12 protein-coding genes are annotated in these 14,559 nt (G+C 37.0%); 4 read left to right on the top strand and 8 right to left on the bottom strand.

Going from position 1 to position 14,559, the window contains the following annotated elements; translation table 11 throughout:
- Nucleotide 1 precedes the first annotated feature (1 nt).
- The gene (locus AC6CHH_RS07775) at nucleotides 2-1,372 is read right to left on the bottom strand and encodes an ABC transporter permease (RefSeq protein ID WP_498281499.1); all 1,371 of its coding nucleotides are present in this window, start codon (nucleotides 1,370-1,372) and stop codon (nucleotides 2-4) included.
- 6 nt (nucleotides 1,373-1,378) lie between these two features.
- Entirely contained in the window at nucleotides 1,379-2,020 is a 642-nt protein-coding gene (locus AC6CHH_RS07770) for an ABC transporter ATP-binding protein (protein WP_498281497.1), read from the bottom strand.
- A gap of 176 nt (nucleotides 2,021-2,196) precedes the next feature.
- On the opposite strand from AC6CHH_RS07770, the gene AC6CHH_RS07765 reads away from it, so the two are divergent.
- Together AC6CHH_RS07765 and AC6CHH_RS07760 are read left to right on the top strand one after the other, a co-directional pair.
- Nucleotides 2,197-4,932, top strand: coding sequence for a TonB-dependent receptor (locus AC6CHH_RS07765; RefSeq protein WP_498281495.1), 2,736 nt, complete (start codon nucleotides 2,197-2,199; stop codon nucleotides 4,930-4,932).
- A gap of 70 nt (nucleotides 4,933-5,002) precedes the next feature.
- The gene (locus AC6CHH_RS07760) at nucleotides 5,003-6,187 is read left to right on the top strand and encodes a beta-helix domain-containing protein (RefSeq protein ID WP_498281493.1); all 1,185 of its coding nucleotides are present in this window, start codon (nucleotides 5,003-5,005) and stop codon (nucleotides 6,185-6,187) included.
- A gap of 508 nt (nucleotides 6,188-6,695) precedes the next feature.
- Here the strand turns inward: AC6CHH_RS07760 and AC6CHH_RS07755 are convergent.
- The 4 genes from AC6CHH_RS07755 to AC6CHH_RS07740 all read right to left on the bottom strand — a co-directional run bounded on the left by AC6CHH_RS07755 (nucleotide 6,696) and on the right by AC6CHH_RS07740 (nucleotide 10,579).
- On the bottom strand, nucleotides 6,696-8,060 hold the full coding sequence (locus AC6CHH_RS07755; RefSeq protein ID WP_498281491.1) for a nucleoside permease: 1,365 nt from the start codon (nucleotides 8,058-8,060) through the stop codon (nucleotides 6,696-6,698).
- 31 nt (nucleotides 8,061-8,091) lie between these two features.
- Nucleotides 8,092-8,748, bottom strand: coding sequence for a bifunctional nuclease family protein (locus tag AC6CHH_RS07750; RefSeq protein WP_498281489.1), 657 nt, complete (start codon nucleotides 8,746-8,748; stop codon nucleotides 8,092-8,094).
- Nucleotides 8,749-8,851: 103 nt separating this feature from the next.
- Nucleotides 8,852-9,826: an electron transfer flavoprotein subunit alpha/FixB family protein gene (locus AC6CHH_RS07745; RefSeq protein ID WP_498281487.1), complete on the bottom strand. Its 975-nt coding sequence runs from the start codon at nucleotides 9,824-9,826 to the stop codon at nucleotides 8,852-8,854.
- 21 nt (nucleotides 9,827-9,847) lie between these two features.
- Nucleotides 9,848-10,579, bottom strand: coding sequence for an electron transfer flavoprotein subunit beta/FixA family protein (locus AC6CHH_RS07740; protein WP_498281485.1), 732 nt, complete (start codon nucleotides 10,577-10,579; stop codon nucleotides 9,848-9,850).
- A gap of 289 nt (nucleotides 10,580-10,868) precedes the next feature.
- Between AC6CHH_RS07740 and AC6CHH_RS07735 the strand changes: the two genes are divergently transcribed.
- Together AC6CHH_RS07735 and AC6CHH_RS07730 are read left to right on the top strand one after the other, a co-directional pair.
- The gene (locus tag AC6CHH_RS07735) at nucleotides 10,869-11,201 is read left to right on the top strand and encodes a tetratricopeptide repeat protein (RefSeq protein ID WP_498281483.1); all 333 of its coding nucleotides are present in this window, start codon (nucleotides 10,869-10,871) and stop codon (nucleotides 11,199-11,201) included.
- Between the two features lie 67 nt (nucleotides 11,202-11,268).
- Nucleotides 11,269-11,685: a copper resistance protein NlpE gene (locus AC6CHH_RS07730; RefSeq protein WP_498281481.1), complete on the top strand. Its 417-nt coding sequence runs from the start codon at nucleotides 11,269-11,271 to the stop codon at nucleotides 11,683-11,685.
- A 94-nt stretch (nucleotides 11,686-11,779) separates the two neighbouring features.
- Here AC6CHH_RS07730 and AC6CHH_RS07725 read toward each other — a convergent pair whose 3' ends face one another.
- Nucleotides 11,780-12,913 (bottom strand): cysteine desulfurase family protein, encoded by a 1,134-nt coding sequence (locus AC6CHH_RS07725; RefSeq protein ID WP_498281479.1) that lies wholly within the window; start codon nucleotides 12,911-12,913, stop codon nucleotides 11,780-11,782.
- A 14-nt stretch (nucleotides 12,914-12,927) separates the two neighbouring features.
- Complete coding sequence (gene lnt, locus AC6CHH_RS07720; protein ID WP_498281477.1) at nucleotides 12,928-14,556, bottom strand: apolipoprotein N-acyltransferase; 1,629 nt, start codon at nucleotides 14,554-14,556, stop codon at nucleotides 12,928-12,930.
- Between the last annotated feature and the right edge of the window lie 3 nt (nucleotides 14,557-14,559).

The raw sequence follows: 14,559 nt of genomic DNA, 5'->3' as shown, positions 1-14,559 counted from the left end.
GTTATTTATTACCTAAAATGGAAGATATTGTTGTTTGATATGCCTTGATAGCAGGTATAATAGATGCAATTACTCCAGTTATGCAGGCTGTAAGCAAAATTAACCATTCTTTATTATTAATACGAAAAGCTTCGACAAAATCAGCACTTTGACTGGTTTGGGTACTGATAAAATACAATCCCAAGTGTCCAAGGCCCAAGCCTATCAATCCTCCAATACTCGTAATGAGTAATCCTTCGACAATGAGCATTAAAAATAGTTTAATTTTAGTTGCACCTAAAGTTCGCATAATGGCCAAATCATACTTTCGATCCTTTAAGGCGTTGTATAAACTGATAAAAACACTTAAACCTGCGATAATCATAAGGACATAGGCGAGAATCTCTAAAGAGTCAATTCCTACACCCAATAAAGAAAATAACCTGGCAGTTTCCAAAGCAGGTGAAGCCGCTTGCATTGAGGTTGACTGATTAATCAGTTTTGGAATCACACCTATTGCTGCGGGTGAGTTGAATTTTACTAATAGAGCTGTAATTTCTAAACCTTTATCCTGATGTATATCTTCCCCAATACTTTTAATAAAAATATCTTGTTTTGGACGTTCAGAGACCACGCTATCGGGTGAGCTGCTGAAATCATTTTGTGAATGTATATCTTGAGGATCGTGCTGATGTGTTGAATGATGTTCTTCAATTTCATCTTCATGGTCGGGGTGTTCATGACCAGAATGATCCTCATGATCGTGTTCTTCATGTTTTATACCATGAACATCCCACACACTCTCTAAGTTACTCAACAGAAGATTATCTACAATGGTTCCTGAAGGTTTTAAGATTCCTACTACTGTGAATGGATGTTCTTCATGTAGATGGGCATTTTCTGCCAATCCATGAGCGCCATGAATTTTATCACCTAACTTTAATTTATTTTTGCGCGCAGTTTCACTACCCAAAACTATTTCGTAACTCTGTTTCCAAATTTGACCTTGTTCGAAGCTTAACGCATACATGCTCAAAAAGGTAGAATCTGTACCAACAATTCGATGACCTTTGAAATTGTCTCCCAAAGAAATGGGAACTAACAAGTCGATAAATGGATTTGTTTTGAGCGCTTGGGCCTCTGCTAATTTGATGTTACCTGTCGGATTATCTATGTGATAGAGCGCAGAAAGAATGAGTTGTAATGGACTACCTTTTGCTCCAATGACTAAATCAACCTGTTTACTATTATTTTCGAGTTGTTTTTCAAAGGTGTCACTTGCGAGATAGATGCTGCATAAAATGGCGACACCAAATGCGGTTAGAATAATACTCAATAAAGTTGAACCCCATTGCTGGGTAATATTTTTCCAAACAAGTTGTAATGTGTTCATCTTGGGTTAGGATAAGAGATAATTGTTTGTGAATGCATCCTTTAAACGCTTATCGTGAGTGGAAATAAGGATGGTGCTTTGCTGTTCATTAGCCAAAGCCTGAATTAATTCAATTACTAAAAAAGTGTTTTTATCGTCCAACGAAGCCGTTGGTTCATCAGCAATCAATAGGGTTGGTTTATTGATCAGGGCCCTAGCTATAGCAACGCGTTGTATTTGCCCCCGGCTTAATTCATTTGGTTTTCTTGTGCCAAAGCCTGCAATTTGAAGTCTTTCTAATAATTCTTCGATTACATTTTCATTCACCGATAATCCAGCTAAAGATTGTGCTAATTTAATGTTTTCGATCACGGTCAGATTCTTTAGTAAATGAGCTTCTTGAAAAATGAAACCTAAATTCTGAGAACGGAATTTATCCAACTCACTTCCCTGCAATTCATACAAATTTTGATCTTTGATTGTTACACTACCTGTGCCTGGGTAAGAAAAGCCGGCAACTAAATTTAAAAGCGTCGATTTTCCTGAACCCGATTCGCCTAAAACTAAGGTGTGTTCTTGCTGGCGAATTTGTAAATCTTGAAAAGATAACTTTGATCCTTTTGGATATTGATATGTTAAATCTGTGGTTTTTAAGACGAAATCACTCATAATCTTTCTTTGTTGCAAATTAACACTAATTGCTGGTTTATCCCAATTCAGTAGGTCGAATTTTAGGAGTTCAGCTTACTTAACAATTTATTAATCTTAGTCTAACTTTAAGATAATTATGAGGTAACATTAATATAACAATACGATTATACTTTTGCAACATAATAGAAAAGAGTATGAGTTATATTCAAAAAATCAGTTTAATAGTGCTATTGTGTTGCCAGGTTTTACAATTGCATTCCCAACAAAAACCATCCGGTATAAAAGGGGTTGTTATGGACCTTGAGAGTCTTAAGCCTTTAGCAGGCGTAACTATTTCAATTCCAGGGTATCAAATTGGAACTACCAGCAATACACAGGGAGAATTCTCCCTTTCCTTGCCTGAGGGTAAGACAACAGATGTTCTGATTCGGGCGTCCTTCTTAGGTTATAATCCACAAGAGTTAGTTTTTAATCAGAATGAAAAAGAATCTGATTTTATATCTTTTGCTCTTACAAGTGAAGATGCCGTAATAGAGGAGGTTGTCATTAAAAGGGTACGCAATAAGGTAGGCGAGATTGCACTGTTGGAATACCGAAGAAAAAATAATCTTATGGTGGAATCTATCGGCGCTCAGGAACTCAATAGAAAAGGCGTTAGTGATGCAAGAGCAGCATTAACGAAAATGACAGGTATCTCTCGCCAGCAAGGAGCTAAAAACGTATTTGTTAGGGGGCTGGGTGACCGATACAATTCAACCTCTTTAAATGGTTTGCCATTACCTTCTGAGGATCCTTTATATAAAAATATTTCATTGGATTTCTTTGGTTCAGATGTTATTGAAAGTATTCGTGTTAATAAAACATTTAATGCGAACCTTAATGGTGATGTTGCCGGAGCCAATATTGATATATATACCAAACAAGCTAGTGGAAATAGTTTTGAAATTGGCGTCTCACAAGGGTTGAACAGTCAAACAATTACTCAGGATAATTTTAAGAGAATTGACGGTACAAATTGGTTCGGCACATTAGCGGCTGGTTCTAAACCGCAAATAAGTGACTTACAACAGTATGATTTTAAAAACAACTGGAACCCTAAAACGCAGAATCATCTCTTAAATTCAGGGCTGAAGTTATTAGGTAGTCGTAGATTTATGATAGGGAATAATCCTCTAAACCTTTTTGTTTCTGCGAATTTGGATTCTAAATACAGATTTGCCGAAGGTAAAATACAAAATGCGAATACACAAGGGTTACTCTATTTAGACAAAGACTTCACAAAATATCAATATGATGTTTCACAGTCTGGATTACTCAATTTACGTTATGGATGGGCTGGACATACCATCTCTTACAGTTCTCTCTATATTCACGACCAAAAACAAGTTTTGGCGGATTATTTTGGACGAGGTAAAAATGAACAAGAGGGAGATCGGGAATTCACCAGAAGACAACAAGTAAATGATAATCATTTATTTGTTAATCAATTGCATTCAACCTTAAATTTTAACGAAAATTGGTCAGCAGATTTGGGAGTTGGTTTTAATTATGTTATTGGAAATGAACCAGACAGACGAATCAATAATTTTTTAGAAAGAAATGGCGTAATGAATATGTCTTCGAATTCTGCTGGAGAGAATGAGCGTTTTTATTCGGATATGAAAGAAACAGGATTGGTATCCAAAGCCATTTTGAGTTATAAAATTATTAATGATGAAGGATTTGATCGTAAAATTGACTTTGGTTACAATGGAAATATGATCAATAGGGATTACCGATCCACTATTTTTAATCATAAATTGATTGGATCGATTCCAAGTAATATTGATGTAAATGATGTTGATCAAATACTTAATAGCCAGACAATTGGTGATATTTTTGAGCTGCAGACTGGAAGAGGGTCAGGTTCGAATGCGTTAGACGAATTTTATTATAACGGTAAAAAAGATATTCACAGTGCGCTCATCGGTGGGACCTATCAATTTAATGATAAATTTACGGCCATTCTAGGCTTCCGGTTTGACAAAGTGAAACAGCGTGTAGATTATTCTACCAATTTGGGTTCAAGTGATTCTTATGGTCCCTCATTAATAGATACTAGCTTTATTATGCCGAGTTTAAATCTGAAATATGCTTTGTCAGAGAAAATGATCCTTAGAGCCTCGGGTAGCCAAACCTACATCATGCCACAATTTATTGAAGTTGCTAGGATGACCTACGATGCCCCAACTTCTAGCATTGAGGGAAATAGTTCTTTAAGACCATCAAAGGTTTATAATGTGGATTTGAAATGGGAATTATACCCGAAGAATAGTGAACTAATTTCGGTTGGGTTATTCTACAAGATGATCAACGATCCAATTGCACGTGTGCGAGCAAATTCAAGCGGTGAGATGATGACTTTTAGAAATATAGGAAGCCACGCGAAGGTGATGGGAGCTGAAATGGAGATAAAAAAGGATCTATTCCTGATAACTACTGCCCAAGGTAGCCACGGCTTATCTGCTGGTTTTAATATCTCCTATTTGTATTCCAATCAGAAACTTGATGACCCTTTAGCAAGATATACTAAAACAGACGATAAGCTAGAAGGTGCTTCACCCTTATTAATCAATGCGGATTTAACCTATAAGCTGAGTTATCCGAATGTAGAGTTGATGCCTGCAGTGATATTTAATTACTTCTCAGATCGTATTTATACACTTGGAACATCCAATTTTGAAAATATCGTGGAAAGAGGATTCCCAACTTTAGATTTTGTATTGAATGGTACAGTAAAGAAAAAGTTTGGATTTAATGTTAAGGCAGAAAATATCCTTAATCCTCAACGAGAGTTTACTAGAGGTTTTTCCGGTGGTGCACCTGAGATCTTGTTTGAGAGTTATAAAACCGGCGTTGACTTTAGTGTTGGTGTATCTTATAAATTTTAACGATTTATTAATAATAACCTAACATTAAGGTTAATTGATTAGTATTCCTTTGTATAGAAATTAAAACAATATGAAAACAAAATTATTTTCCATCTTAGCAGCGGCTGCATTGACATTCACTGCTTGTTCTGAAGACAATTCGGTGACTCCAAAACCAATTGGTGAAACAGATTTAAAAGGAGATATTTCTTCAAATATGGTATTGGATGCAAATACCGAATATACTTTATCTGGAACTGCGTTTGTAAAAAGCGGAGCTACATTAACCATTCCTGCTGGAACAGTGATCAAAGCAAAAGATGCTGGAACGGACGTTTTTTTACTGGTAGAACGTGGTGGTAAAATCATTGCAAATGGTACTGCTGAAAAGCCAATTACCTTTACCTCTTCAGCATCTAGTCCAAAAGCAGGTGACTGGGGTGGCGTAATCATTAATGGTAAAGCTCCAATTAGTGGCCCGTCAGGAAAAGTTGCAGAAAACAATACTGAAGTAAGTACATCAATTCTATATGGAGGTTCTGTTGCTGATGATGATTCAGGTATCTTAAACTATGTAAGGATTGAATACACTGGAGCCCGTATTTCAGATGACAAAGAGCACAATGGCTTAACTTTGAACGGTGTTGGTAATAAAACCAAAATTTCTAATATTTATTTAGCTCATGGTGATGATGATGCTATTGAGTTCTTCGGCGGAACAGTTAACGCATCTAATATATTTGTGCTAAACTGTACGGATGATATGTTTGATTTTACTGAGGGATATTCAGGTACTTTAACAAACGTATATGGTCTTAGAGAGGAATCTTACACTGCTGTTACCGTTGATCCTAGAGGGATCGAGGCCGATGGCAATATGGACGGAGATACACCTACTGATGCGAATCAATCTAATTTTAAAGTGAATGGAATTACAATTGTAAATCTTGCCCCAGGTAGTGGAGCAAACTTGACCATGCACGATGTATTCAAAATTAGAAGAGGAGCGAAAGCTGTTATCACGAATGCGTTTGTGAAATTTGGTCCCAAAACAAACATTATTGACGATTTGGATGCCGTTAAGGTTGACTTAATCGATTTAAAGGATGGTAAAGGTGATGCAGCAGCAGGTACCTCAATAGAGTATTCATTTGATCCTGCAAACAATTTAAATAGAGCGAATGTAAAAACCATTGTCGGCGCTACCCTAACTCCAAAAACAGGTCTTACAGGTGCTCAAACATCCGTATTCGCTTGGACGGGTTATCAGTTCTAAGCTTACTGTCACATTCTATTAACCTCAATTCATATAATAAGAAAATCCGCTTCATCTTGAAGTGGGTTTTTTTTGGTGCCTAGGGCATGAACGATACTTTTGGGAAGGAGGTAACCAAAACATCCTTGAACCTTTGCCGTGGGAAATGTAAACTGAATTGAGTATAAAGGGTGTAAGATGAAATTAATGCGCTAGGTACATACTCAGATCAGGGCAGAAACTAAATGTAAGGCTAAAGTTGCTGAATGAGTTTGGGTGGCAAATCCAAGCCCCCTATTGTGGAGAAGTATCAAGGTAAATGTAGCGCGTACAAAGAATAACGTTGTCTTTTTTATCTGAGAAGATCTCGCGCAGACCTGTGTTTTTTATGAACGTAAAGAGTAAAGTTTGCTGTTAGAATAAGCCGAGAGTCGTATACCGAACGGGGCGTAATGGTCTAAGGAGAAGGGGGAAATAATCCCTGTTCTGTTACCCGATTAATAAAGAATTTTTGATGACAAGGTGCCTTCTAAATTTCTTTGGAAGAAGAATGCTTGTGTCGAAACAGGATTGCAAATAAAACAGTTATTACAAGCGTATAAAGGGCAAACGAAAGCCAGATTTGACGCCAATCCTTTAACTCTATACTCTGATCAAATAATCCGTTTGCAATATGGATACCTCTGGAGGAGATGAAATTTAAAAGTTCTTGATTTTCAGCTGTTGTATCTAGGAATTCAGCTAAGTCATTGCTGTTGGTGAAAGAAAGGGTGTAATATTTATCGATTACCCAACCAGAGAGTCTAGAACCCAATACGGCACCAAAACCATTGGTCATCATCATAAACAATCCTTGTGCCGATGAACGAATTTTATTGTTTGTTGTCGTTTCCACAAATAAGGATCCTGATATATTAAAGAAATCGAATGCCATTCCATAGACAACACAGGAGAGTATAATCATCCACAGACCTGAAGAGGGGTCACCGTAAGCAAATAATCCGAACCTAAGGATCCACGCAACCATAGCCATCAACATCACCTGTTTGATTCCAAATTTCTTTAGAAAGAACGGAATAGCAAGAATGAATAGTGTTTCCGATATTTGGGATATGGACATAATTATCGTGGAATATTTTACCACGAATGAGTCAACATATTTTGGGAAAAATTTAAATTCATCTAAAAACACATCACCATAAGCATTGGTCAATTGCAATGCTGCTCCCAAGAACATTGAAAAGACAAAAAACATTGCCATTTTGAAGTTTCCAAATAATTTGAAAGCTTCTAAACCCAAAATTTGGGAAAAGGATGCATTTTCTTTTGTGGTATGTTGAGGAGGACATTTGGGTAGATTAAATATGGAATAAATTCCCAATAGTACCGATCCCGCTGCGCCGATAAAAAATTGGCCTTCGGTGGATTTACTATCCGTTAAATTTGTAATCCACATAGCGGCAATAAATCCTATTGTACCCCATACCCTAATTGGAGGGAAGGCTTTTATGAGATCGTAATTACCTTGATTTAACGCTGTATATGCTATGGAATTGGATAAGGCTAAGGTTGGCATATAACAAATCATGGCCAAAAGCATGACAGTGAAAAATGTATCTGGATCATCTACTCCGGCCAAATAAATTAGGCAAATGGCGTACAATAAATGTAAGGTAATATATAACTTTTCAGCATTAATCCATCGATCAGCCATAATACCTATTAAAGTTGGCATAAAAAGAGAGGCTAACCCCATGGTCGAAAAAATGGCGCCGAACTCCGTGCCATCCCAGTTTTTGGTTCCAAACCAATAATTAGCAATCGTTATTAACCACGCTCCCCAAACAAAAAATTGCAGGAAGTTCATAATGGTTAACCTCAGTTTAATGGACATCAGGTATGATATTATAGGATGAAAGAAGAAGTTAAGATTTACGTTTTTCTATTTCGTCTCTTATTTTAGCTGCGGTTTCATATTGCTCACTTTGGATTGCTTTTTCAAGAGTACTTTCTAGTTGATCCATGGTTAAGGAAGCATAAGGAGAGGGTTTGCTTTTAGCTTGTTTTTTTTCTGATTTTTCTGATTTTTCTGATTCTTTTTGTTCTGTGCTTGTTTCGGATTGTTTATAGTTACCTACATTTTCAATATTTTCCAAAAAAGCAAAATCATTACCTTCAATCACAATTCCAGCAGTATTCATGATAAAATCATAAGTGAATATTGGACATTCAAAGCGAACGGCTAAGGCAACCGCATCTGAAGTGCGAGCATCTATTTCGGTTTGCTGCGTACCGTCTGAACAAATAAGTTTTGCGAAAAATATTCCATCCACTAAGTTATAAATAAGGATTTCTTCTAATTTAATTTTAAACGATTTAGCAAAAGATTTGAATAAATCATGTGTTAAGGGTCTGCTAGGCGTCATTTTTTCAATTTCAACTGCTATAGACTGTGCCTCGAATGCACCGATGATAACAGGCAATCGGCGGTTCCCTCCAATTTCTCCCAATACCAATGCGTAAGCGCCAGACTGAGTCTGACTATAGGATAAACCCACTATATCTAACTTGATTTTCTTCATTGATAACACATTAACCTGAATACAAAGATGCTAATATTAACAGCAAAAAAAAAGTGACCCTACGATTTTTTAAGTAAGGCCACTGATTCATTGTTTAGTTAATTTAGTTGTTTTTCAGGTTTTTTATCGCCTGGGTAAGTTTTGGCACTATATCAAATGCGTCACCGACGATCCCATAATCGGCAACTTTGAAAAAAGGAGCTTCTGGATCTTTATTGATTACGACAATGGTTTTTGAGGAACTCACTCCAGCAAGGTGCTGAATTGCGCCCGAAATACCAATTGCAATATATAAGTGAGGACTGACAACGATTCCAGTTTGTCCGACATGTTCTGAATGAGGTCTCCAACCGGCATCGGATACAGGTTTAGAACAAGCTGTAGCCGCCCCTAATACCTGAGCTAACTCTTCAATTATTCCCCAATTCTCCGGCCCCTTCATCCCTCGTCCAGCTGATACCACAATTTCTGCTTCAGGCAATGAGATTTTATCAGTTGCCCTTACGATTTCTTTTACTAAAACGCCAAAATCCTGTGCTTGAATGTCAGGAGTAAAAGGAACCACCTCAACATTTGTTGGTGATTCTTTTAACTCAAAGGCATTCGGATTTAGAGCAATAACTTTTGTCGGGGAGCTAACGATTTGGGTAGCAAAGGCTTTGTTAGAGAATGCTGATTTTTTGATTTCCATATTTTGTCCATCAAAATGTGGAAGATTTAGCGCTCCATCGGCAAGTCCGGCCTCTAATTTTACTGCAAGTCTAGGCGCTAGTCCCTTTCCGCTGAATGAATTGGATAAAACCACGACCTGCGATTGTTCTTCTTTAGCTGCCGCAGCAATGATGGAGGCAAACGCTTTGTTGACAAAGTTTTTTAGATTGTCTTGATTGGCATTCAATATTTTTGAGACACCATATTTTCCTAGTTTCTCGAGTTCAGTCTGTTCAACATTTCCAATAGACAAGGCGGTAAGAGACTCTCCCAATTGATCGGCAACCGATTTGGCATAGGATGCAACTTCAAATGCTGATTTTTTTAATATACCCTCTGTATTTTCTATATAAACTAAAATAGCCATAATAATTTCTTGCTTAATTGGTTAGATAACTTTTGCCTGGGTGTGTAATAATTGGACCAATTGATCAACATCTTCTACCAGCTGAACAGCACCACGTTTTGCTGGGGATTCAAATTTGCTAATTGAAGACAATTCCGGCACATCGATTGGTTGAATCACTTGCAGCGGTTTTGATCTTGAATCAATAATTCCACGCAAATTTGGAATTTTAACCTCAGCAACTCCTTCAGCGGTTCCAATAACGACAGGAAGAGAGACCGATAAGATTTCTTTACCACCTTCAATCTCACGATCGATTATTGCCTGGTCCGATTGTATATCAATTTTCTTGGCAATCGATACGGAAGGTAAATTCAATAATTCACCCAGTAATGCTGCGATTTGGCTACCGTTATAATCTATTGATTCTCGACCAGTTAATATTAAATCAAAGTTTTCGTTTTTGACATAAAAAGCGATTTGATTGGCGACAAACCATGCGTCTCTTGCTTGCGAATCGATGCGTACTGCATCATTTGCACCAAATGCTAGTGCTTTACGAATGGTAGGATCAGAACTTTCTGGACCCACATGAATGACAGTAACAGTGCCCTTTCCTCCCTCGGTCAACTCTATGGCTTTGGATAGCGCTATTTCATCGTAAGGGTTAATGATGTATTGGATGCCATTCGAATTAAAGGTCGTATTATCGTCCGTAAAGGTTATTTTTGATGTAGTGTCTGGGACATTACTTATACAAACTAATATTCTCATAAATCTAGCGTTTTACACAAACCTACATTTTTAAAAAAGGATTTCAAAGGTGCCTCTAGGCAGAATTTGGTGTCAGATTTCGATTTAATAATTGCGTTTTTCTTTTTAAATAAGCTAATTGTTTGCAAAAATGCTATGGTCTGGCGTTTGTGTTATTTTTTTATCATTTCTCGGCTAATTTTATTGTTAGTATTACAATAGTCATGGTTTTGTCATTTCTATGCTAGCATAGTAAATTTGAGCCTAAAGAAGTTTTATTCCTCGTCGATAATTATCTTTACTTTTGTTTATGGAAACAAGATTAGATCAGCTAAAAAATTTTTTATCAGAGACCCCAAACGATCCATTTTTAAGGTATGCATTGACTATGGAATTGCTTAAGCTAGGGGATATGGCAGGTGCTCAGGCTGGTTTTGAGGATTTGGTTACCAATTATCCTGATTACGTTGGAACTTATTATCATTTTGGAAAATTTTTAGAGGGTAAAGGAGAAAAAGAATCGGCTCTGCGCACCTATGAGATCGGAATGCAAATTGCCCAATCAAAGCGTAATTTTCACGCCTTGGGAGAGCTAAAGAACGCTCATCTGATGGCCAGTGGACTTTTGGATGAAGATGAATAGTGTTAAATTTCTTGATTTCAGAAATTATGGTATCTTTTTTGCGTTTTAATTACCATATGTTTTTATTATGCGTGCACTATCTTTTTCGTTGATTCTCTTAGCCATGCTGATTTTCGGGTTCAGTTGTGTAAACAACAAAACCAATGTAAATCAGTTGGTGAGCAATGATGATAATGCATTAAGGGGATATTCAGTGATTGGAACCTATGAGGGTAAGTTGCCGTGTGCAGATTGCACTAATATCTCAACGATTCTTAGTATCGATAACAACAAAAATTTTCATTTGCGCTATATTTATCTTGGTAAGAGCGAGGAAGTATTTGAACATACGGGCAAATGGGATGTAGATAAGGACATATTGAGCTTAGAAAACATAGATTATAACTTCAAAATTGGTGATAATCAGCTGAATCAGCTGGATCTATCGGGCAAAGAAATAAAGGGAGATTTGGCTGAAAAATATATTTTAGTTAAAATTAACTAAACGGATTCATCTTGAATCTTGTATTTTAAAAATAAAAGGTAGAAAAGAGGCCAACATTATTGTCCTTCGTTCTACCTTTTATTATTTGAATATTTTATTTGTGATTGCAAATTTCAATTAATGCTGAAACCACATAGTCAATTTCTTCTTTAGTATTGTATTTACTGAAGGAGAATCGAACAGATGGCCGAGTCGGATCGGCCGCTATGGCTTTTAAAACATGCGAACCAATGTCAGATCCTGAACTGCATGCACTACCACCGGATGCAGAAATACCTTTAATATCCAAATTAAACAATAACATATCCCCCATATGGGTGCAAGGAAGGGAAACATTTAGAACCGTATATAAGGATTTCTCTGCTTCTAATTCTCCATTGAATTTTACATCTGGAATGTTTTTAGTTAATTCTTCTTTCATGTAGTTCTTCAGGGACTGGATATAATTTTGATGTTCTTGCATCTGGTCATAGGCAATCTCTAATGCTTTGGCTAAACCAACTATTCCATAAACATTCTCTGTTCCTCCTCGTAAATTACGTTCTTGGGCACCTCCAAAGATTAACGGTTTTATTTTGTTACGTGAATTAACATATAGGAATCCAACACCTTTTGGGCCATGAAATTTATGGGCTGCACCGGTAATAAAATCAACCTTTATTTCAGATAGATCATGGCTGTAATGTCCCATGGTCTGCACCGTATCGGAGTGAAATATAGCATCATATTGCTGCGCCAATTCACTTACTTTTCTTATATCTGTTAAGTTTCCAAGTTCATTATTTGCATGCATTAGGGAAATAAATGTCTTGGGATTCTTTTGAAGTAAATTCTCTAACTGAGAAAGATCAATATTCCCCACTGAATCAACATTTAGGAGATCTAAATGGATCTTGCCTGATTTTTCTAAATCTTCTAAGGTATGCAGAACGGCATGATGTTCCAAAGGGGAAGAGATGGCATGGGTAATGTTATAAGCCTGTATCCCTCGTACAATAGCCATGTTGTCCGCCTCGGTACCACCTGAGGTAAAAAAAATCTCCGAAGGTGAAGCATTCAATAATTTAGCAACCGTTCTCCTTGCTTTTTCAACAATGGTTTTCATCTCCCTGCCATGAGCGTGAATGGATGATGGATTTCCATAATTTTCATTCAATATTTTTACCATATCTTGGATAACATCTTTATCCATAGATGTAGTAGCGGCATTATCAAAATAAACTTGCATGGGGACAAAGGTAATTATTCGTGAGGATATTTTTTTGATAATTTGGTTTTTCTGACAAAGATTAAACTAATTGATATTAAACTTGTTAGGAACGAAAAATAGACTATTAAATCACTATATTTGGTATAGAAAGTGAGTTTTTCGTTCAAATTTATTTCCTGAGAGAGTGCTGTGGGTACCCACCAAGAGCTTCGCTGTACGATATCACCACGTTGGTTTATAAAAGCAGAAATACCCGTGTTGGCTGAGCGAACAACCCACCGCCGGTTTTCGATAGCTCGTAATTTAGCGTATTGTAAATGTTGATCTTTCCCAGAAGTATTTCCCCACCATCCATCATTAGTGATAACGGCAATAAACTGTGCACCTTTTTGAATGTACTGTGAAACATAATTTCCCCAAATAGATTCGTAGCATATTACCGGAGCAACTCCGATGCCACTTGCTGAATAAAAAACGCTGGGTTCCGCCTGGCTTCCATAACCACCTGTTGAACCTCCAAAGTGTTCAAAAAAAGGAGTAAGGATGTGGAGGGTTTTACCAAAGGGCATTTTTTCTGCTGCAGGAACTAGTTTTGACTTATGATAGAATTGTAATTTACTACTGCCATCAACTAATACGGCAGCATTAAATCTATCATGAAAAGCGTGTCCAATGGCTTGTGCCGTCTCGGTTTTTCGATCTTTATAAATTGAATAACTCTCAATACCCGAGAGCAAGTTCCCATTGTGGTAAGGGTCTAAGAAAGTTAGCACTTCAGAATACTGTCTGTATTCCCTAAAATCATCCTCATTAATTCCGTTTTTATCGGAGATTGCTGTCTCGGGCCAAATGAAAAATTCTGTATTCAATTTGGCTACCTTTTGAGATAAATTGATCAAGACATCCAATTGTTCGGATGGGTTGGAGCTCCATTTTGAATAGGGATCTATGTTGGGTTGAACGGCGACGACTTGCGAAGGGTTTACGTGTTCTTGGTAATTACTATACCAAATGATGGAAGATATGCTCGGAATTAAAACAAGGGCCGCCCAAGCGGACATTACATACTTATTTGAGTAAACTTGGATTTTTTCTTTGTATTGCCAGATTCCTAAAAAAGCTAAGCAGTTTGCCAGCCAAATCCATAAAGTTCCACCGTACACGCCAGTAAAACTATACCATTGGATGAGTTGGTGGAAATTTGCGAATCCGTTTCCAAGAGTCATCCAAGGAAAAGAAAGTTCCCAGCTTTGATGTAGGTATTCATAGCAAATCCAAAAGGAGATTAAGCCCATGAAACTTAATGGTAAATCATTCCTTTTTCGCATTTGATAATATAACCTAAATGCTAAGGCCATCAATAATGGGGCTAAGGCAAAAGGAATCAATGCGATTAGCAAAGAAGTAAATGCATCTAAATTCGCATGCATTGCATTATAAACCCAGTATATGGAGGCTGTATTCCACACAAACCCACTAAGAAAGGCCATCCCAAATATTTTCCGCCCTTTTTTCTTGTAATTCCCCCGGATAACATGTTCTATTCCTATAAGTAACGGAACAAATCCAATGAAAAGTAATACGCTAGTGTAGGGCATCGGTGGCCAGGCAAGCCATAAGATGAATGAACTAAGTAAGGCTAATAAATAATTTCTTCTCATGGA

Source organism: Sphingobacterium sp. GQ94, assembly GCF_059758715.1.
The sequence above is the reverse complement of the archived record's forward strand: the minus strand, read 5'-3'. Positions and strand labels throughout refer to the sequence as shown.

Coding starts and splice junctions, on each gene's coding strand:
- AC6CHH_RS07730 (WP_498281481.1), top strand. CDS start 11,269: ATGCGTGCACTATCTTTTTCGTTGATTCTCTTAGCCATGCTGATTTTC.
- AC6CHH_RS07755 (WP_498281491.1), bottom strand. CDS start 8,060: ATGTCCATTAAACTGAGGTTAACCATTATGAACTTCCTGCAATTTTTT.
- AC6CHH_RS07775 (WP_498281499.1), bottom strand. CDS start 1,372: ATGAACACATTACAACTTGTTTGGAAAAATATTACCCAGCAATGGGGT.
- AC6CHH_RS07765 (WP_498281495.1), top strand. CDS start 2,197: ATGAGTTATATTCAAAAAATCAGTTTAATAGTGCTATTGTGTTGCCAG.
- AC6CHH_RS07750 (WP_498281489.1), bottom strand. CDS start 8,748: ATGAAGAAAATCAAGTTAGATATAGTGGGTTTATCCTATAGTCAGACT.
- AC6CHH_RS07735 (WP_498281483.1), top strand. CDS start 10,869: ATGGAAACAAGATTAGATCAGCTAAAAAATTTTTTATCAGAGACCCCA.
- AC6CHH_RS07760 (WP_498281493.1), top strand. CDS start 5,003: ATGAAAACAAAATTATTTTCCATCTTAGCAGCGGCTGCATTGACATTC.
- AC6CHH_RS07770 (WP_498281497.1), bottom strand. CDS start 2,020: ATGAGTGATTTCGTCTTAAAAACCACAGATTTAACATATCAATATCCA.
- AC6CHH_RS07745 (WP_498281487.1), bottom strand. CDS start 9,826: ATGGCTATTTTAGTTTATATAGAAAATACAGAGGGTATATTAAAAAAA.
- AC6CHH_RS07740 (WP_498281485.1), bottom strand. CDS start 10,579: ATGAGAATATTAGTTTGTATAAGTAATGTCCCAGACACTACATCAAAA.
- lnt (WP_498281477.1), bottom strand. CDS start 14,556: ATGAGAAGAAATTATTTATTAGCCTTACTTAGTTCATTCATCTTATGG.
- AC6CHH_RS07725 (WP_498281479.1), bottom strand. CDS start 12,913: ATGCAAGTTTATTTTGATAATGCCGCTACTACATCTATGGATAAAGAT.